We start from the raw sequence: 17665 nt of genomic DNA on the forward strand, positions 1-17665 counted from the left end.
TGTCCGGAGGGGATGGGAACACGTTCACGGCCACACCGGTCACATTATCGGCGAAGTCCCCGGCGGCAGGGCCGGCGCGTCGCATGAAGCGGTCTCGACCCGGTCAAGGCCGCCTGTCCAGGACATTCGCGCGACGATTTTAAGTTTTCCGTTACACGAGAAATTGCCTGCGTAAAATTTACGTCACCATGCCGCCGTGGCGGCATCCGGTCCCCATCCCGAGGCACCCTCTGATCGTGGACATGAACTGGATGTTTCCCGGAAAGTAGATGACCACGCCATGAGGTCTCGGTATATCTCGCAGCTCTAGCGTCGAACTATGGGGATGGACGTGGTGCCGCCCTGCCCGGACGGGGAGGCGGTCCTGCCGCGGGGGCTCGGGCGGACGCCGGGCGGTTTCCACCTGCGCCGGATCATGGTCCGCCGGGGCGGGGCGTGAGCGGGCCCGCGGCCGGGCGGTACGGCCGGAACCCGCCTTCTCACCTCTGGGCGGGACCGTCCCGGGCCCAGATCCTGGTGATCGCCAAGGAACCGGTACCCGGGAGGGTCAAAACCAGGCTGACCCCGCCCTTCACCCCGCGTGAGGCCGCGGCGCTGGCCGCCGCGGCGCTGGAGGACACGCTGCGGACGGTCGCCCGCGTACCGGCCGCCCGCCACGTGCTCGTGCTTGACGGCGTTCCGGGAGTGTGGCTCCCCGAGGGCTTCACGGTGCTGCCGCAGCATGGATCCGGGCTGGACCAGCGGCTCGCGGCGGCCTTCGACGACGCCCATCGCCTCCTGCCTGTCCCCACCGTGCTCATCGGCATGGACACCCCGCAGGTCACGCCGGGAATGCTGGCCCTGGCGCTGTCCCTGCTCGGTATCCACGACGCGGTGTTCGGGCCGGCGACGGACGGCGGATTCTGGCTGCTCGGCCTGCGCGTCCCCGACCCGGCGCTGCTGCTCGGCGTTCCGATGTCGAAGCCGACCACCGGTGAGATCCAGTTGCGGAGGCTCAGAGAGGCCGGGTTGAGCGTCGCCCCGATGCCGTGCCTGACCGACGTGGACAGCGCGGCGGACGCGTCCGCCGTGGCCGCTCTTGCCCCACGGTCTCTCTTCGCCGTCACACTCGCCAGGACGGGCCGCTCCATTGATCGGTCGATTCCGTGAGGCGGGTTCCAGGGGACGTGGTGGCCGGAGTGGTCGCCTACCTGGGCGGCCCGGCCACGCCCTCCTACGCTCTGGCAGCCGGGCTCGTAGTTCTTACGGCCTGCGAACGTCGGCGTGGCAGAGCTTCTGCGGAGGTGACGCCGTCACTACCGTCGGTCAGGTGAGAGTGATGGTCACCGGCTCGGCCGGTTTCATCGGAGGTCACGTGGCCGAGGCCTTCCGGGCGGCCGGGCACGAGGTGGTCGGGCTCGACCTGCGGACCGGCGGCGACATCAGGGACGCCTCCGTCCTCGACGGGTTGCTGCCGGGCGTGGATCTGGTCGCGCATCAGGCGGCCAAGGTCGGCCTCGGGGTGGACGTCGCCGACCTGCCCGGCTACGCCTCGGTCAACGTGTACGGTACGGCGGTCCTGCTGGCGGCGATGGCCCGGCAGGGCGTCGGCCGGCTGGTGCTGGCCTCCTCCATGGTGGTCTACGGCGAGGGCGCCTACGACTGCGCCGAGCACGGGCCGGTCAGGCCGGGGCCGCGTTCGACGGCCGACCTCGACCGGGGTCACTTCGAGCCGTTCTGCCCACGCTGCGGCATGCCGCTGAGCCCTGCGGCGATCGGCGAGGAGGCACCACTCGATCCCCGCAACGCCTACGCCACCACCAAGCTCGCCCAGGAGCACCTGGCCGCCAACTGGGCCAGGGAGACCGGGGGAGGAGCGGTGGCCCTGCGTTACCACAACGTGTACGGGCCCCGCATGCCGCGCGACACCCCGTACTCAGGGGTCGCGGCCATCTTCCGCTCCCAGTTGGAGGCGGGGCGGGCACCGAGGGTGTTCGAGGACGGGCGCCAGCGCCGCGACTTCGTCCATGTCCGCGACGTCGCCGCCGCCAACCTGGCCGCCGCCCGCGCCCCGTTCGTCACGGGCGCGCTGGCCGCCTACAACGTGGCCAGCGGCGCGCCGCGCACCATCGGGGAACTGGCGGCGGTCCTGGCCGCCGAACGTGGCGGTCCCGCCCCGGTCGTCACCGGCGAGTACCGGCTCGGGGACGTCCGGCACATCGTCGCCTGCCCCGACAGGGCCCACACCGAGCTCGGCTTCCACGCCGCCGTCGACTTCGAGACGGGCGTCAGGGAGTTCGCCACCGCCCCGCTGGGGGCGACGCCGTGACGGTCGACGTGGTCCTGCCGTGCCTGAACGAGGCGGCCGCGCTGCCCTGGGTGCTCGACCGCATGCCCGAGGGGTACCGGCCGGTCGTGGTCGACAACGGCTCCACAGACGACTCGGCCGAGATCGCCCTCTCCCTTGGCGCGCACCTGGTACGGGAGCCACAACGCGGGTTCGGCGCGGCCTGTCACGCCGGGCTCCTGGCGGCCACCGCCGACGTGGTGTGCTTCATGGACGCCGACGCCTCCCTGGACCCCCGCCAGCTTCCCCGCGTCACCGCTCCGGTCCTGAGCGGGCAGAGCGATCTCGTGCTCGGCCGGCGCAGGCCACGGGATCGCGGGGCCTGGCCGTTGCACGCCCGGATGGGCAACGCCGTTCTCGCCCGGGGCCTGCGCCGCCGTACCGGGGTCGACGTGCACGACCTCGGACCGATGCGCGCCTGCTCCAGGGCAGGGCTCGTGGCCCTGGAACTCACCGACAGGCGCTTCGGCTATCCACTGGAGATGGTGCTGCGGGCCGCCGCGAGCGGCTGGCGCATCACCGAGGTCGACGTCGACTACCTCCGGCGCGACGGACGATCCAAGGTGACCGGCACCGTACGGGGAACGATGAGGGCCGTGGCCGACATGCGGCGGGTCATGACGGACCGGGACGCGCCGCCCGGCTCCGCCTGAGAATCTTCGCGCTCGCGAGCCGCGGTACCGCCGTGATCGGCGGACGTACGCAGCCGCTCGTCCCCCGGTGGCCGCGGTTCGCCGAGGTCACACTCTTCCGCGCCGAGAACGCGATAAACGGCCGTCCTCGTTCCCACTCCCGTCGTGGGCTCAAGGCCGGTGCCGGTTTCGCGTGGCCGGAGGGTGCGCCGCCTGAGCGGTGTGATCGAACCTTGAGAAGAACCGGGCAGCCGTCTGCCGCGGGCCTCGCGGCTCTCACTCTTGTCGGCTCCTTTCTTCTCTTTGATCCTTGCCTTCTCCGGCCTCATGATCATTGATAGGTTGGGGCCAGGTGAGCCGGGAAGACTGGTCGGCAGTCCGTTTTGTCGATCTTCAAGGACTGTCATGCGCGCTCGTGATCTGGTCACCGACTTCCCGACGGTCTCCTTGGACTCCCGGGTCCTGGAGGCCGCCCGGTTACTGGCGGCTCACGACCTGCCCGGGCTGATCGTCGTCGACGCCGACGGTTCGCCGTTCAGCATCCTGCCCGGCACCCAGGTGCTGCGCCTGGCCGTTCCGGGCTACTGCCAGGACGACCCGGCGTTGGCGCGGGTGGTGGACGAGGCGCACGCCGACACCTTCCTGCGGTCCCTGGCCGGGCGGACCGTGCGTGAGTGCCTGCCCGCCAACCCGCGGGAACTGCCCATCACCGATCCGGACGCCACCGTGCTGGAGATCGCCGCGCTGATGGCGCGCACCCACAGTCCACTGGTGGCGGTCATGGACGGAGATCGCCTGCGGGGAGCGGTCACGCTGCAGGCGCTCATGGACCGGATGCTCGCTCTGTGACGGCGCTCGCCTGGCTGTCGGTGGCGGTCTTCCTCGGTGCGTACGCGCTGATCGCCACCGAGTGGGTCCACCGGGTCGCCGCCGCGCTGGGCGGGGCGGGGATCATGCTGTTGATCCACGCCACCGACTCGGGGGCGGCGTTCTTCTCCGAGCACACCGGCATCGACTGGAACGTCATCTTCCTGCTGCTGGGCATGATGGTCATCGTCGGGGTGCTCAAGCAGACGGGGGTCTTCGAGTACCTGGCGATCTGGGCGGCCAAACGAGCCAGGGGACGCCCATTCCGGCTGATGGTGCTGCTGGTCGTCATCACCGCGTCCGCCTCGGCACTGCTGGACAACGTCACCACCGTGCTGCTCATCGCCCCAGTGACGTTCCTGGTCTGCGAGCGGCTCGCCCTGCCGGTCGTCCCGTTCCTGATCGCCGAGGCGATGGCCTCCAACATCGGCGGCACCGCCACCCTGGTCGGCGATCCGCCCAACATCATCATCGCCAGCCGGGGCGGCCTGACCTTCAACGACTTCCTCGTCCACATGGCGCCCATGGTGCTGCTGCTGGTCCTGGTCTTCGTCGGCCTGTGCCGGGTCATGTTCCGCAAGACGTTCGTCTACGACCCCGAGCGGGCCGCCGAGATCATGGCCCTGAACGAGCGGGAGGCGATCGCCGACCGGACGCTGCTGTGGCAGAGCCTGGCCGTGCTGGCCCTGGTCCTGGCCGCCTTCGTCCTGCATCCGGTTCTGCACTACGAGCCGTCGGTCGTGGCGATCCTCGGCGCGGGTGTCCTGGTGGCCGTCACCAAGGTCACCACCGAGGAGGCCATCGCCGAGGTGGAATGGCCCACCCTGGTGTTCTTCGCGGGGCTGTTCGTCATGGTCGGGGCCCTGGTCGAGACCGGCGTCATCGGCCGGATCTCCGAACTCGCGGTGAACGCGACCGGCGGGCGGCTCGGGCTGGCCACGATGGGTCTGCTGTGGATCTCGACCGGCCTGTCGGCGATCGTGGACAACATCCCCTACGTCGCCACCATGAGTCCGATCGTCGCCGACCTGGTGCAGGCGAGCGGCGGCAACGACCATGCCCAGGTGCTGTGGTGGGCGCTGGCCTTCGGCGCCGACCTCGGTGGCAACGCCACCGCCGTCGGCGCGGCGGCCAACGTCGTCGTCATCGGCATCGCCGCCCGCAACCGCACCCCGATCAGCTTCTGGGACTTCACCAGGTACGGTCTGGTCGTCACCCTCACCACCGTCGCGTTGGTGACGCCGTACCTGTGGCTGCGCTACCTCATCTGAGCATCAGAGCGTCAAGGATCCGTCAGGTTCGCGGAAGTTTCTGTGCGAGACCTCTATACACTCTCGCTCCGCGCCTGCTGTTACGGTAACGCGCGGTGCGCTGCTCCCCGCTGATCGTTTCGACAGGGCCCTAGTTCGACAGGGCCCTAGTCCGCCGAACCGGGAGGTTCGGCGGAGGTGTTTCGCCCGCTCTGCCAGCGGTCCATGAGCCGGGGCAGCTCGCGCATCAGGAACCCGTGGAAGTCGCGCATCTCCCGCAGGCGCCGCTCGGCGTGCCCGCCCGGTTCGGCCTGTGCCAGGCCCTTCTCCGCAGCCTGGAGCATGGCCGCGATCATGGTGTTCTGCTGCGAGTGCATCGCGGCCCAGGCACCTGGCGGCAGCCGGTAGTGTCCCCGGCGGCTGCCCGGCGCCGGGACGCGCTCGACCAGGCCGACGGCTCCGAGAGCCTTGACCGCGTCGGAGACGGTGCCCGCGCTGGCCCGCAGCGACTCGCTCAGCTCTCCCATGGTCAGGCTGGGCTGCTCGCTGAAGATCAGCGCAGCCAGCACCCGGGCCGTCATCCGCTGCAGGCCGCCCGTGGTCAGTACGAGTGCCAGATGCTCAGCGGACTCCGCAGGCTCGCCCGCTGTGTCATCCACGTGTCGTCGCCTTCCGGTCATCGCGTGTCCGAGGTTTCCCAGGCTCACCAGCCTATGGCGTCTTCCAAAATTCCGCAAAGTTCGCTAACTTCCGAAATCTCGATAAAGATTGATAGGGCGGTTGGAGGCCGACGGTCACCGCCAACCCGCAACCCGGTGACCCTCTCCCCCCGGGGATCGCGCACCTGTCGCCTGGCGGGTCGCCGAAACCGTCAAGAAGGAACCGCCGAGAAGGAAAGAGGTACGCGATGAGGGTGCTCATCCTCACCCATGGCACACGCGGAGACGTCCAGCCCTACGCGGCGCTGGCCCTGGCCCTCCGCTGGGAGGGGCACGAGGCGACCCTTGCCGCGCCCGCCGCCTCCGCCGCCCTCGCCGAGCCATACGGCCTGGACTTCGTCCCCGTCCACGACGGGCCCAACACGCTGATGGCCGACCCGGAGCTGCGCGAGGCCATCGAGACGAACTACCGCGGTATCCGGGGCAAGAAAATCGCCCTACAGGTCATGAGGCGTAGCAAGCCCCTTCTCGCCAGAGTGCTGGCGGACATGGCCCGGGTGGCCGAGAGGGGCGCGGACGTGATCGTGCACGCACCGAACATCCCCGGCTGCCACATCGCCGAGAAACTGGGCGTCCCCGCCGTTCCCGCCCTGTTACAACCGATCTGGGTGCCGACCGAGGCCTTCCGCAACCCGATGCTCCCCATTCCGCTGCCACGGGCGCTGAACCGGGCCTCCTACCTGCCGCTCAAGCTGATGCTGCGCTCCATGGGCGGAAAACAGCTGCGTGAGGACATCCTTCACCTGCCCCGCAGGAAAGGAGCGCACGACTTCCTGCGCCGCCCGGACGGCGAACCCGCCACCGTGCTGCAGGGATTCAGTCCCCACGTGCTGCCCGACGGCCTGGACTATCCGGCATGGGTACACACGACAGGTTTCTGGTTCCTGCCCGCACCACCGGACTGGGAGCCCTCGGCCGAGCTCGCCGCGTTCCTGGACGCGGGAGATCCGCCCGTCTACATCGGTTTCGGCAGTATGGCCGGCACCGACCCGCGCCGCCTCGGCCGGATCGTGGCCGAGGCGGTGAGACTGGTCGGAGTACGGGCGGTGGTAGCCGCCGGGTGGGGCGGCATCCAGATAGAGGACCTGCCGCGAGAGACGTTCCTGCTCGACCAGGCCCCCCACGACTGGCTGTTTCCACACATGGCCGCCGTCGTCCACCACGGCGGCAGCGGCACCACCGGCGCGGCACTGGCCTCGGGGCGCCCTCAGGTGGTCTGTCCCTTCGTCGCCGACCAGCCATTCTGGGCCGAGCGCATGCACGCCGCCGGGGTGGCTCCCGCCCCGCAGCCGCAACGCCGCCTGACCGCGGAGGGCTTGGCCGAAGCCGTTCGCCGGGCCGTCACCGACCGCGTCATCGCCGAACGGGCCGAGCGGCTCGCGCAGAGGATTTGTGCTGAGAACGGCGCAGCTCAGGCCGTCGACATTCTGAAAGGGGTACTGCCATGAGCCTCGCTCCCGCTTTCGGACCGCACCTGGCCGACCTGGTCCGTCGACCGCTCACGCCCGCGACGCCTGTCAGGCCGACCTCTGAGCAGGGCGATGTTAAACCCGATCTGATGCGCGTGGAGTTCTCCTCTGGCGCTGACTGTTCGCCGAGGTAAGTGCCAGGCGCGCGAGCACTGCCGGATCTGTGCCGAGTTCGCGTCACTTCTCGATCGCGGTGAGGTGCTCCACCGCGCTTTCGACGGTGGGGTGGAGCCGGAGCCTCCTGTCCGAACCAGTGATCTTGAGAATGCGGGCCAGCCGGTGGTGAGTGCCGCCGATCACTGGCTGTCCCGCTGCGGCCTCGATCGTGTTCAGCGCCGCCGTGAGAACGCTCAGCCCAGTGGAGTCGCAGAAGGTGAGGTTCTGGGCGTCGACAACGACGCGTGGCGGTGTGCGGAGTGCGGTCGCCTCGTCGACAAGCCTTCGGCCCGCGGAGGTGAGACACATGAGGCTTTCGCGGCGGTTACTCGGGCTGGTCCTGCGGACGATCAGGTTCGAGGCCGCCAGACGATCGGCCATCCGCATCGCCGTGGAGGGGTTGACGTTGAGCGGCTCCGCCATCGTGACGAGCTTGGTTTCGCCGTGACCGGCCAGTACGACCAGCATGCGGAACCGCGGCAGCGTCACCCGATCCTCCACCGAGCTCGGCGATCGGGTGGCGATCGCCACCAGCAGCCGCGAACCGGTGAGGACCGCCGAGGTGACAGCGTCGAGGTCCACGCCGTCCATCCGGCCCGCCTGATGCTCTGTCATGAGCACTGTTCGACACCGCCCTCCGAGCGGGAGTCGTCGTTCGACACCGCCCTCCGAGCGGGAGCCGTCAACGAAGTCTTTCACCGCCTGCCCACTGTGGCGAGACCTGCCGGGCCCCGCGGGCCCGCCGGCCGCTCGGGCGAGGACGATCCAACCGGATGGTCAAGGGGGTCGGCGGACTGCTACGCCTGGTTGCTGCACTCCGGTTTGATCGGTTCCGGTGTGACCGCCGACGGCTGGTGGCTGAGGCGTCCGACGCGCAGGCGGACCTGGTGAATCGGTAGGACCTGGTTTTCCCGTCCTTGCGAACGCGGGTTTCCATGTGTGCGACGGAGTCAGTTTCAGCTGTTCAGAGGGCATGCCAGAGGGAATCCGGGAGATCGTTCGGCGGCGTGAGCCCATGCTGAGCCCATGAAGATCGAAAGCCTGACCGGTGATCAAGGGATTACCTGGTCAGGCTGGGTGAAGGGGGGAGCGGGTGACGGGAATCGAACCCGCGCTGTCAGCTTGGGAAGTCTCCATCGCGCCTGGCCGCTGAGCTGGGAAGACGCTGACCTGCGGGGGAGCGGGTCGAGTGACCGTGATTCCCCGTGGTTCCCCCTTGATCCCCCTCCTGGCGGGCACGCAGCGGGCACGGGGGTCATGCGCCAGCGTGTGTCAACGACGCTCGAAAACTGGGTCATGCACCTGCTCGGTGCCCTGGACCTGGCCACCGGGAAGATCTGCTACCGGATCCGTGAGCGCAAGCCCTCTCTACCAGACTGTTTTCTTATTTCGGACTTCGGTCTGCGGCCCTGTGGCTAGCCCGTAAAACGCTCACTCAAATTGCATACCATCCCCTATGGATATCCACCAAAGCTGTGACTACCATCAAAAAGTAAACATCGACGCCGAAAGAGATAACTAATGAGCCGTATCAAGAAGTTCGGCGTTTCGGTGGCCGCGGTGGCCGCGATCGCCGCCGCGACAGCTCTAATGTCACCGGCTGCCCCCGCCCAGGCGGCGACCTGCAGCAGTAGTGCGGAGATTGGCATTAGCGGCGGCACTGGCTGGGCGATGTGCAGCGGTACCGGAGTGACTCAGACACGGGTCGTGCTCTTCTGTCAGAATAGTGGTGGTAGCTACACCACGCTTTACGGCCCTTGGGTCGCTAATTCCGTTAGATCAAATGCCAAATGCAGCAGCAGCTCATGGCCGATATCGGTCGGATATCAAACAATCTGAGTCGACCACAAGCTCATCCGGTCGCGGCAGAGCATACAGGAACAGCTCGAAGAGCCAACCAGGCGACTGAATGAAAGCAAGGCTAAAAGACTCTTCGTCATCACCCGTCTGTGATGCAGCGGACCACTTCATCACAGACGGGTGATGACACTCCTGCCCGACGTCGAGCGGGCGGCAGCTACCGTGAGGAGCAGCATGGCGCCGGCCACCGGTGCTCGCGGCCGGCCGCACGATCGCCTCCCGGTTGGAGAAGATGCCCACGGGTCCGATGGCGGATCTCCTTGTTCAGACGCTCTTGGGGGTTGTTGCTCCACGTCTGACACCACACGGCCTTGGGGAAGGCGGTGAACGCCAAGATGTCGTCTCGGGCCTCGTCCAGATGCGCCGCGGCGGCCAGGTACTTGGCTTCCAAGACCTCGACGACATGGCGCTGCTGGGCGTGGACCGACTCGGCGTCGGGCTGCTCGAAGACGGTGCGCAGCATGGTGGCCACCCACGGCTGGGCCGATTTCGGAACGCGCGTGATCAAGTTTCGCGCGTAGTGAAGCCGTTGAGAATCAACACGGCGAGATGGAGGCGAGGAGCGCGGCTGCGGTCCGGTGGCGGGTTGGGATGGGTGCGGGGTTGTAGCCGCCGTGTTCCAGGGGTGGGCGGGTCTCGATGAGAGTGTTGCCGATCGTGCGGGAGCTGACTTCAAACAGTTCGCTGAGGACTTGCCGTACGCAGAATTTCCGCTGGTAGAGGATGGCAGCGAGGATCCGCTCGGCATCGGTGATCTTCTGTTGGAAGATGCCGCCTCGGGCTCCGGGGAGTCGTTCACCGCTGCGTCGCTGATAGCGGAGGCGTTCGAGGCGGGCAGCTTGGAGTGAGGTGAGTCGCTCGATCATCTGGCGGAGTTCTTCGCGGCTCATCGCGGTCAGAGCAGGGCGCGAAAGCGTTTCGGAGATTTGGGGCCGTTGGGCGGGGACGTCGTTGTTGTCCAGGAAACTACGCGGCTGTGCGGCGGTGGTAAACCGGATGGTGGTGGCGGAGACCGTGACCTGGTGGTCGGTGAGCAGCTTGCGGGTCTCGGCGACCCAATAGCCGTGGGACCACTCTGGGCCTGAGCCTCCCACTGGACAGCGTTTCAAAACCTGGGCACCGAGATCGCCCGCTATCCCCCACGCAAGATCAACAGCCTTGGAAACAATCAAGGCCCGGCCCCGGATTCACGTCCTGAGCTGGGCCTTCACTCTTGGGGCGGGTGACGGGAATCGAACCCGCGCTGTCAGCTTGGGAATCGGCTGCTGGTGTTGGTGGGCTGAGCAGGGAGAACGGGGGTGCAGGTAGATGGGGCATGGCTCCCCGTGAGTCCCCGTGGATGACCGGTGTTCCCCGCCTGTTCTGGCACGGATCTGGCACGTGATCAACGTTGCGCGGGAGGACTTGGACGAGCAACCAAGATCGAGGAGTGGGTGCGGGGGCAGGTCTGGTATTCATCCCCGCCACGAGTTACCATCGAGTGCATATACTATTGATGGTATGTCTCAGTGGGGGATCGACCTAGAGCCGGAGGTGGAGTCTTGGCTGGACGGACTTTCCTTTCCGCTCTACCAGCGGGTTATGCGGAACGTAGACGACTACCTCGTCACTGGTGGCATCCCTGATGGGGATCACGTGAAGAAGCTGAAGGATGCCGAAGGTGTGCACGAGCTGCGTGTTTCTCTCGACCGCACGACCTGGCGGTTGACCTTCTGGAAGCCATCCAACAAGGTGATCGTGGTCCTGACGGTCTTCCGCAAGACACAGGACGGGACGCAGACCGCCGATATCGACCGAGCGATCGCTGCTAAGAAGCGGTGTGAGGCAGAGCACGACCTAACCACCACGCACGTGTTCGAGAGGAGCGCATGATGGGTCACAGCCGTTGGGAAACCTACAAGGCGAAGCGTCTGCGCGAGATGGAAGCGGATGCGCAGCCCCACTCCGAATACGAGCAGGCGGGCCGTGACTTGGAGCTCGGAGACCAGTTGCGTGAGATCCGTAGGCGTCGAGGCCTGTCTCAGAAGGTCGTAGCGGAGCGCTCCGGGATGTCCCAACCCGCCCTGTCTCGCATCGAGGGCGGTGGCGGTATCCCGGATATAGCGACACTGCTGCGCCTCGGTGCGGCAATGGGGGTTCGGTTCCGCGTCGAGCTCGTCGTCGACGACGACACCACTGAAATCGAGCCTCTAACGGTGCATCACCGACAGCTCGCGACCGCATAAGTTACAGACGGCCACTTCGAGGCTTAGTCCGCAGGCTTCCGCTGCTCCTTCCCGGTAGCGGTCTTCAGCCGCGACAGGCTTGCTCAGGAGTCGTCAGCGCCAGGGGAACGAGGAAGGCCCAGTTCTAGATCACATCCTTGAGCTGGGCCTTCGATGTTGGAGCGGGTGACGGGAATCGAACCCGCGCTGTCAGCTTGGGAAGTCTCTGTCGCGCTTGGTCACTGAGCTGGGAAGACGCCGACCTGCGGGGGAGCGGGGTGAGTGACCGTGGTTCCCCGTGAGTCCCCCTTGATCACCCTCCTGACGGGCACGCAACGGGCACGAGAGGGACATGGGGAACGTCTCGCCTTCGTCGTCTTGGTGCTCGGTGGGCTGGGGTTGAGGGACGAAACCCCGGACCGTCGATCGCCCCCAAACCCTGTACGGAGATCAGCCACCGCCAGGTGATCGTGAGGGTGGTACCGGGGAGGTGCTTGACCTCAGTCAGCTGCCTTATTCGGGCAGATTCAGCCCATGAGCCCTGAGCGCCTTACAAGCCCGCTGGAGACATTCTTCCGCCGAGTATGCATCGGCTCGCACGGCCCATCGGTCATCTTGGGGTCCGCCGCTCGCATGGAAGGTCCAAGGCCGAACACCTCCGCGCTCGGCGTCCACCCTGATCAGGGCGTTCACATCGTGCTCCAGAAGCCATCCGAGCATCGCGATCGCGTCCATCCGGGCAGCATACGGTTCCCGGCGGCGCGTCGCAGGGGCCGGCGAGTGCGTCGGATACGGCGGCGCGGCGCGCCGCCGCTTGACTACGCGGGCCGCGCTCATCTACCTACACAGCGAGGGGGACCGGGACGGAAGATCGCCGAGGAGGTCCTGAAGGCTGAAGTCCGAGAGGGATCGGGCACGTAGCGGGCACGGAAGATCGAAGAGGCTCAGAAAACAATCAAGGCCCGGGTCGGGAAATGATCCCTGACCTGGGCCTTCGCTCTTGGAGCGGGTGACGGGAATCGAACCGGACAGGTAAGAGGGTTCTCACCTGCGGGTTTGCTGTTTTCGCTGCTCGCGACGATGGGGTTGGAGCGGGTTCTGCGAGGTTCTGTCAACTCTTGCCGGCCCGGTGTGCCCACGTGGGCACACCGATGATCTTGTTCGTGAGAATTCAAATCCGCAGAGGTGAGTAGACGTGTGCAGGGCAGATACGGGCATTACCGCACAGCTGTAGCAGAGGCTCGAACTATCCAGCGGCCACAAGGCTGCTGCTCTTGGTACGGAGCACGGTTTCCGTCTTCGTGGAATCACTCCCGCCTGCGAGGGGACAACAGCCGCGTCCTCGACACCACCGCTCTCCTGAACGGACTACCCCCCGCAGGCGCGGGGCGACAAGGTCTCGGATCCGGTTGGGCCGGCGTAGACGGAACCACCCCCGCAGGCGCGGGGCCGACATGGGGCAGTACATGCGGTCGTCGTCGGACACAGGACCACTCCCGCAGGCGCGGGGTCGGCTCCGCGACCACAGCCTTTCCTCCAGCTGCGGACCACCCCCGCAGGCGCGGGGCCGACCAGGGCCTGGGGTACCTCATCCGGAATCTCGTGGGACCACCCCCGCAGGCGCGGGGCCGACTTGCCTGAGCCGAGCCGGATCACGTCCAGACCGGGACCACCCCCGCAGGCGCGGGGCCGACCTGTGCGCCCTCTGTCGCGAGGCGTCGATATGCGTCGGCCCCGTAGGCGCGGGGATGGTCCGAGAGGGGAACGAAGGGGCGCCTTTCAGGGGTCGTCGGCCCCGCGCGTGCGGGGACAGCTAGTCGGATGTGGGCACTCGGGTAGTCACTCTGCAGGAGATCGTCGGTGACCTGACCTGGCACCTCCAGCGGTTCAGCGAGCCGGCACCTGATGGCCTGGTCTTCGTGGGGGAGAAGGGCGCTCAGCTCCGGCGAAGCAACTTCACGAAGGTCTGGGCCAGGGCCGTGGCGGAGGCAGGGATTCCGAAGATCCACATTCATGACCTGCGGCACACGGGCAACACGCTGGCGGCGATGACCGGGGCCTCGCTCAAGGAGTTGATGGCGAGGATGGGGCACTCCAGCACCAAGGCGGCGATGGTCTATCTGCACGCGGCCAAGGACAGGGACCGGGCCATCGCCGATGCCCTCGGGGAGATCGTCAAGGAGGGGCTCAGATCCAAGGAGGACGAGCCCTTCGCCGAGAGCAAGATCAACTGATCTGGCATGGATCTGGCACGTGAGTGAGAAACGTCTCAGGAAACAATCAAGGCCCAGATCGGGAATCCATCCCTGAACTGGGCCTTTGCTCTTGGAGCGGGTGACGGGAATCGAACCCGCGCTGTCAGCTTGGGAAGCTGATGTTCTGCCATTGAACTACACCCGCAGCGGCTTACCGCGTCCACTACTGTAGCGGAAACTTCGGCCACTCTCGCCGTCCGCGGGTCGGGTTTCTGGACCGTTCGCGAGTCGCGGCGTTGGTAGGTTGCCTCACGTGCTGCTTTCTGATCGCGACATCCTTACCGAGATCGAGTCCGGCAGGGTCAGGCTTGACCCCTTCCAGCCGGAGATGATCCAGCCGTCCAGCGTCGACGTACGGCTCGATCGATACTTCAGGGTCTTCGAGAACCACAGGTATCCGCACATCGACCCGGCGATCGAGCAGCCCGATCTCACGCGGATGGTCGAGCCCGAGGGGGACGAGCCCTTCATCCTCCATCCCGGGGAGTTCGTTCTGGCCAGCACGTACGAGGTCATCACCCTCCCGGACGACATCGCCTCCCGGTTGGAGGGGAAGAGTTCGCTGGGGCGGCTGGGCCTGCTCACCCACTCCACGGCCGGCTTCATCGATCCGGGGTTCAGCGGCCACGTCACGCTGGAGCTGTCCAATGTCGCGACGCTGCCGATCAAGCTCTGGCCGGGGATGAAGATCGGGCAGCTGTGCATGTTCCGGCTCAGTTCGCCCGCCGAGCATCCGTACGGGTCGGAGCGGTACGGCTCGCGCTACCAGGGGCAGCGGGGGCCGACGCCGAGCCGTTCGTACATGAACTTCCACCGGACCCAGATCTGAGGGATGAGGGGGATGATGAGAGGGGGTGGTGACGGAAATCACCGTGGGGTTTTTCGGGGGCTGCCGGGGCGCCGGGAGTCCCGTGCGATGGCTCGGTGAGAGAGGGATTTCCGGGCATCGCAAGAGGGGGAGCGGGGTACGTGGAGAGACGGTAACGCGCTGATCACCGTCGTGTGGAGGAGCTCCGTAGATGACCAGTTACGTCGTAACATGGGTCAAAACCAGCATAACGGTCATCGGAAAGATGCGCCCAAGGCTCCCTCAACCCAGGTGTTACCAGGTATACGCCGGGTAGCGCCAACTGGAAGAGTAGGCGTCTAGCGGGTGAAGTTCGCATCTCCGCTGGTAACCCTTACCCTTCTCTGCGGACCATCCCCGCACATCTGGAGAACGACGTGCGCCTGCGTCTCACGCCTAGTGAGGACAGCTACTACGACTTGTTCGCCGACTCGGCGAACAACCTCGTCACAGCGTCCCGTCTGCTGGTAGAGATCATCAGTGACGGGTCGGACCGGGAAGCCCTGGCCGAGAAGATGCGCGCTTGTGAGCACGCCGGTGACGAGCGTACTCACGCAATCATGAACCGGCTCAATGAGAGCTTCATCACGCCTTTCGACCGCGAGGACATCTACCGCCTCGCGTCGAACCTCGACGACGTGATGGACTACATGGAGGCCGCCGCCGACCTCATCGTCCTCTACCAGATCGACCACCTTCCCAAGGAGGTCGTCCGCCAGGTCGAGGTTCTGGAACGTGCCGCCGAGCTGACCGCCGAGGCCATGCCCCGCCTGCGTTCCATGAGGAACCTCAACGAGTACTGGATCGAGATCAACCGGCTGGAGAACCAGGGTGACCAGGTCTACCGCCGGCTTCTCGCGAAGCTGTTCGGCGGCGAGTACGACGCGTTGACCGTCCTCAAGATGAAGGAGGTCATCGATCAGCTGGAGATGGCCGCCGACGCCTTCGAGCACGTGGCCAACACGATCGAGTCGATCGCGGTCAAGGAAAGCTAAGTGGACCTCACGCTCGCACTCGTCATCGGCGTGGTGGTCGTGGCGTTGGCGTTCGACTACACCAACGGCTTCCACGACGCCGCGAACGCGATCGCGACCTCGGTCTCGACGCGCGCGCTGACGCCCAGGGCGGCCCTGTTCATGGCCGCGGCCATGAACTTCCTGGGCGCCCATCTCGGCACGCAGGTGGCGGCGACTGTCGGCAAAGGCATCATCGACGCCCCGAAAGGCACCCACGGCCTGGTGATCGTGGGTTCGGGGCTGGTCGGTGCGATCGCCTGGAACCTCATCACCTGGTACTTCGGGCTTCCGTCGTCGAGCAGCCACGCCCTCATCGGCGGCCTGGTCGGTTCGGCGCTGGCCTCGTCGAGCACCGTCCACTGGAACGGTGTGATCGACAAGGTCGTCATTCCGATGATCTTGTCTCCGCTGATCGGCTTCCTCCTGGCGGCGATCATCATGATCGCCATCCTATGGGGTTTCCGGCACTCCCAGCCCGCGAAGACCAACCGGGGCTTCCGCCACGCGCAGACGATCTCGGCCGCCGCCATGGCGCTCGGCCACGGTCTGCAGGACGCGCAGAAGACCATGGGTGTGATCTTCCTGGCGCTCGTGGTCGGCGGGTTCCAGCACGAAGGGGACTCCATCCCCCAGTGGGTCATCCTCTCCGCCGCCGCGGCGATCTCGCTGGGCACCTACGCCGGTGGCTGGCGGATCATGCGGACGCTCGGCCGCCGGATCATCGCGCTCACCCCGCCGCAGGGGTTCGCCGCAGAGTCCGCCGCGGCGAGCGTGCTGTACGTCGCGGCCATCGGCTTCGGCGCCCCCGTCTCGACCACCCACACGGTCACCAGCGCGATCATGGGCGTCGGCGCGACGAAGCGCCTGTCGGCCGTGCGCTGGGGGGTCGCGGGCAACATCGTGACCGCCTGGGTCCTCACGATCCCGGCCGCCGCGCTGGTCGCCGCGCTGTCCTACTACGCCCTCCACTGGATGATCGAGTAAACGCGGACGGTCGTGTGAACGCGATGTGAACGCCGGTCGGGGATCCCCGACCGGCGTTTCATCATTTCTGGTACATGACGTCGACGTCCCACCGGGTGAAGCCCAGTTTCTCGTAGAGGCGGATCGCCGCGGCGTTGCTCTCGTCCACGTACAGCATCACCTGGGCCAGACCCCGGGAACGCAGGTGCGTCAGGCCTGCGAGGGTGAGCGCCCTGCCCAGGCCGCCGCCCTGCTCGGCGGGGTCGACGCCGACGACGTACACCTCGCCGATCGGCTCGTGGCCGTGGCCGCCGTCGCCGTGCACCTTGGTCCAGTGGAAGCCGACCAGCCTGCCGCCGCCCGACGCCGAGGCCGCTCGTTCCGCGAGGAAGAATCCCGCCGGGTCGAACCAGGGCTCCTGCTCACGCCGTTTCAGGTCGTCCACGGTCCAGGCCCCCTGCTCGGGGTGGTAGGCGAAGGCCTTGGCGTTGAGGGCGAGCCAGGCCTCCTCGTCGGGGGTGCCGGGCTCGAACGTGCGCAGCCGTACGCCTTCGGGGAACTCGAAGGCGGGGAACGCGGCGAACAGGGAGCGGCGCATCTGCCACAGCGACCTGACCTTGGTGAAGCCCGCCGAGGCGGCGAGGGCCTCGGCGCCGGGGTGGCCTCCGTGCGCCCACAGGCGCAGCCGCCCGCCGGTCTGTTCCAGTACGGCCCGCAGCAGGTGCCCTCCGTATCCCCTCCTCCGGAACGCGGGATGGATCACCAGTTCCCCGCTCGGCCCCTCGACGGGGTCGGTCGGGTCCACGTGCGCGTAGCCCGCGAGGTCGTCGCCGGAGTACAGGAGCACGGCTCCCGCCCGCTCGTCGCCGCCGTAACGCAGGTGCAGCATCACGTGTTCGTTGAGTGGCCTGACTCCGTCCGCCTCGGTCGCGGCCTCGACCACCGACAGGACGGCGGCCACGTGCTGTTCGTCGAGTCTTCCCCTGTGTTCCACGCGCGGGTTCATGTTCTGGACTTTAGGCGGCCCCCGATCCCAGCGAGTGGTCGGGGACTGGCAAAAGCCGCCATTCTCTGAACCGGCGAATCGTTACCTCTAGGACA

The 17665-nt window shown here is 67.1% G+C and carries 16 protein-coding genes, 1 tRNA gene, 1 pseudogene and 1 CRISPR repeat array; of the genes and pseudogenes, 12 read left to right on the forward strand and 6 right to left on the reverse strand.

All coding sequences use genetic code 11. The features are described 5' to 3' along the window. The first annotated feature begins 435 nt into the window (after nt 1–435). The 5 genes from AB0N02_RS01970 (at nt 436) to AB0N02_RS01990 (ending at nt 5096) form a co-directional block, all read left to right on the forward strand. On the forward strand, nt 436–1149 hold the full coding sequence (locus tag AB0N02_RS01970) for a TIGR04282 family arsenosugar biosynthesis glycosyltransferase (protein WP_363941504.1): 714 nt from the start codon (nt 436–438) through the stop codon (nt 1147–1149). 160 nt (nt 1150–1309) lie between these two features. Further along, nucleotides 1310–2308, forward strand: a complete 999-nt coding sequence (locus tag AB0N02_RS01975) for an NAD-dependent epimerase/dehydratase family protein (protein ID WP_363941507.1) — start codon at nt 1310–1312, stop codon at nt 2306–2308. Beyond that, the gene (locus AB0N02_RS01980; RefSeq protein ID WP_363941508.1) at nt 2305–2979 is read left to right on the forward strand and encodes a glycosyltransferase family 2 protein; all 675 of its coding nucleotides are present in this window, start codon (nt 2305–2307) and stop codon (nt 2977–2979) included. The genes AB0N02_RS01975 and AB0N02_RS01980 overlap by 4 nt, the downstream gene beginning before the upstream one ends. 384 nt (nt 2980–3363) lie before the next feature. Then, a complete protein-coding gene (locus AB0N02_RS01985) occupies nt 3364–3807 on the forward strand; it encodes a CBS domain-containing protein (protein ID WP_363941510.1) in 444 nt (147 codons plus the stop codon). Further along, on the forward strand, nt 3804–5096 hold the full coding sequence (locus AB0N02_RS01990) for an ArsB/NhaD family transporter (RefSeq protein ID WP_363941511.1): 1293 nt from the start codon (nt 3804–3806) through the stop codon (nt 5094–5096). The genes AB0N02_RS01985 and AB0N02_RS01990 overlap by 4 nt, the downstream gene beginning before the upstream one ends. Before the next feature lie 146 nt (nt 5097–5242). Here the strand turns inward: AB0N02_RS01990 and AB0N02_RS01995 are convergent, their stop codons facing one another. Further along, nucleotides 5243–5734 carry a MarR family transcriptional regulator gene (locus tag AB0N02_RS01995; protein ID WP_363941513.1) on the reverse strand — a complete coding sequence of 164 codons (492 nt, stop codon included), beginning with the start codon at nt 5732–5734 and terminating at the stop codon, nt 5243–5245. Nucleotides 5735–5982: 248 nt separating this feature from the next. Between AB0N02_RS01995 and AB0N02_RS02000 the strand changes: the two genes are divergently transcribed. Next, entirely contained in the window at nt 5983–7242 is a 1260-nt protein-coding gene (locus AB0N02_RS02000; protein ID WP_363941515.1) for a glycosyltransferase, read from the forward strand. Nucleotides 7243–7440: 198 nt separating this feature from the next. Here the strand turns inward: AB0N02_RS02000 and AB0N02_RS02005 are convergent, their stop codons facing one another. From AB0N02_RS02005 to AB0N02_RS02015, 3 genes and pseudogenes are all read right to left on the reverse strand, one after another. Further along, nucleotides 7441–8034 carry a MarR family transcriptional regulator gene (locus AB0N02_RS02005; protein WP_363941518.1) on the reverse strand — a complete coding sequence of 198 codons (594 nt, stop codon included), beginning with the start codon at nt 8032–8034 and terminating at the stop codon, nt 7441–7443. Between the two features lie 1449 nt (nt 8035–9483). Further along, nucleotides 9484–9808: pseudogene (locus tag AB0N02_RS02010) on the reverse strand (transposase); the annotation flags it as partial. A gap of 7 nt (nt 9809–9815) precedes the next feature. Continuing rightward, nucleotides 9816–10451 (reverse strand): hypothetical protein, encoded by a 636-nt coding sequence (locus tag AB0N02_RS02015; RefSeq protein ID WP_363941521.1) that lies wholly within the window; start codon nt 10449–10451, stop codon nt 9816–9818. A 328-nt stretch (nt 10452–10779) separates the two neighbouring features. Between AB0N02_RS02015 and AB0N02_RS02020 the strand changes: the two genes are divergently transcribed. From AB0N02_RS02020 to AB0N02_RS02030, 3 genes are all read left to right on the forward strand, one after another. Next, a complete protein-coding gene (locus AB0N02_RS02020) occupies nt 10780–11151 on the forward strand; it encodes a type II toxin-antitoxin system RelE/ParE family toxin (protein ID WP_363941523.1) in 372 nt (123 codons plus the stop codon). Then, entirely contained in the window at nt 11148–11504 is a 357-nt protein-coding gene (locus AB0N02_RS02025) for a helix-turn-helix transcriptional regulator (RefSeq protein WP_363941525.1), read from the forward strand. Before AB0N02_RS02020 ends, AB0N02_RS02025 begins: the two co-directional genes overlap by 4 nt. Before the next feature lie 1349 nt (nt 11505–12853). Continuing rightward, nucleotides 12854–13295: direct repeats of the CRISPR family, unit length 27 nt; unit sequence GGACCACCCCCGCAGGCGCGGGGCCGA. A gap of 11 nt (nt 13296–13306) precedes the next feature. Next, a complete protein-coding gene (locus AB0N02_RS02030) occupies nt 13307–13717 on the forward strand; it encodes a tyrosine-type recombinase/integrase (protein ID WP_363941527.1) in 411 nt (136 codons plus the stop codon). A 92-nt stretch (nt 13718–13809) separates the two neighbouring features. Here the strand turns inward: AB0N02_RS02030 and AB0N02_RS02035 are convergent. Next, nucleotides 13810–13883, reverse strand: a tRNA-Gly gene (locus AB0N02_RS02035). Between the two features lie 108 nt (nt 13884–13991). Between AB0N02_RS02035 and dcd the strand changes: the two genes are divergently transcribed. From dcd to AB0N02_RS02050, 3 genes are all read left to right on the forward strand, one after another. Then, a complete protein-coding gene (gene dcd, locus AB0N02_RS02040) occupies nt 13992–14567 on the forward strand; it encodes a dCTP deaminase (protein WP_363941529.1) in 576 nt (191 codons plus the stop codon). A 395-nt stretch (nt 14568–14962) separates the two neighbouring features. Beyond that, the gene (locus AB0N02_RS02045; protein ID WP_352014610.1) at nt 14963–15580 is read left to right on the forward strand and encodes a DUF47 family protein; all 618 of its coding nucleotides are present in this window, start codon (nt 14963–14965) and stop codon (nt 15578–15580) included. Next, nucleotides 15581–16585, forward strand: coding sequence for an inorganic phosphate transporter (locus tag AB0N02_RS02050; RefSeq protein WP_363941532.1), 1005 nt, complete (start codon nt 15581–15583; stop codon nt 16583–16585). A 61-nt stretch (nt 16586–16646) separates the two neighbouring features. Here the strand turns inward: AB0N02_RS02050 and mshD are convergent, their stop codons facing one another. Further along, a complete protein-coding gene (gene mshD, locus AB0N02_RS02055) occupies nt 16647–17570 on the reverse strand; it encodes a mycothiol synthase (RefSeq protein WP_363941535.1) in 924 nt (307 codons plus the stop codon). Between the last annotated feature and the right edge of the window lie 95 nt (nt 17571–17665).

The organism is Streptosporangium sp. NPDC051022, from assembly GCF_040683035.1.
Taxonomy (GTDB): Bacteria; Actinomycetota; Actinomycetes; order Streptosporangiales; family Streptosporangiaceae; genus Streptosporangium.

Coding starts and splice junctions, on each gene's coding strand:
- AB0N02_RS02000 (WP_363941515.1), top strand. CDS start 5,983: ATGAGGGTGCTCATCCTCACCCATGGCACACGCGGAGACGTCCAGCCC.
- AB0N02_RS02025 (WP_363941525.1), top strand. CDS start 11,148: ATGATGGGTCACAGCCGTTGGGAAACCTACAAGGCGAAGCGTCTGCGC.
- AB0N02_RS02020 (WP_363941523.1), top strand. CDS start 10,780: ATGTCTCAGTGGGGGATCGACCTAGAGCCGGAGGTGGAGTCTTGGCTG.
- AB0N02_RS01985 (WP_363941510.1), top strand. CDS start 3,364: ATGCGCGCTCGTGATCTGGTCACCGACTTCCCGACGGTCTCCTTGGAC.
- mshD (WP_363941535.1), bottom strand. CDS start 17,570: ATGAACCCGCGCGTGGAACACAGGGGAAGACTCGACGAACAGCACGTG.
- AB0N02_RS02005 (WP_363941518.1), bottom strand. CDS start 8,034: ATGACAGAGCATCAGGCGGGCCGGATGGACGGCGTGGACCTCGACGCT.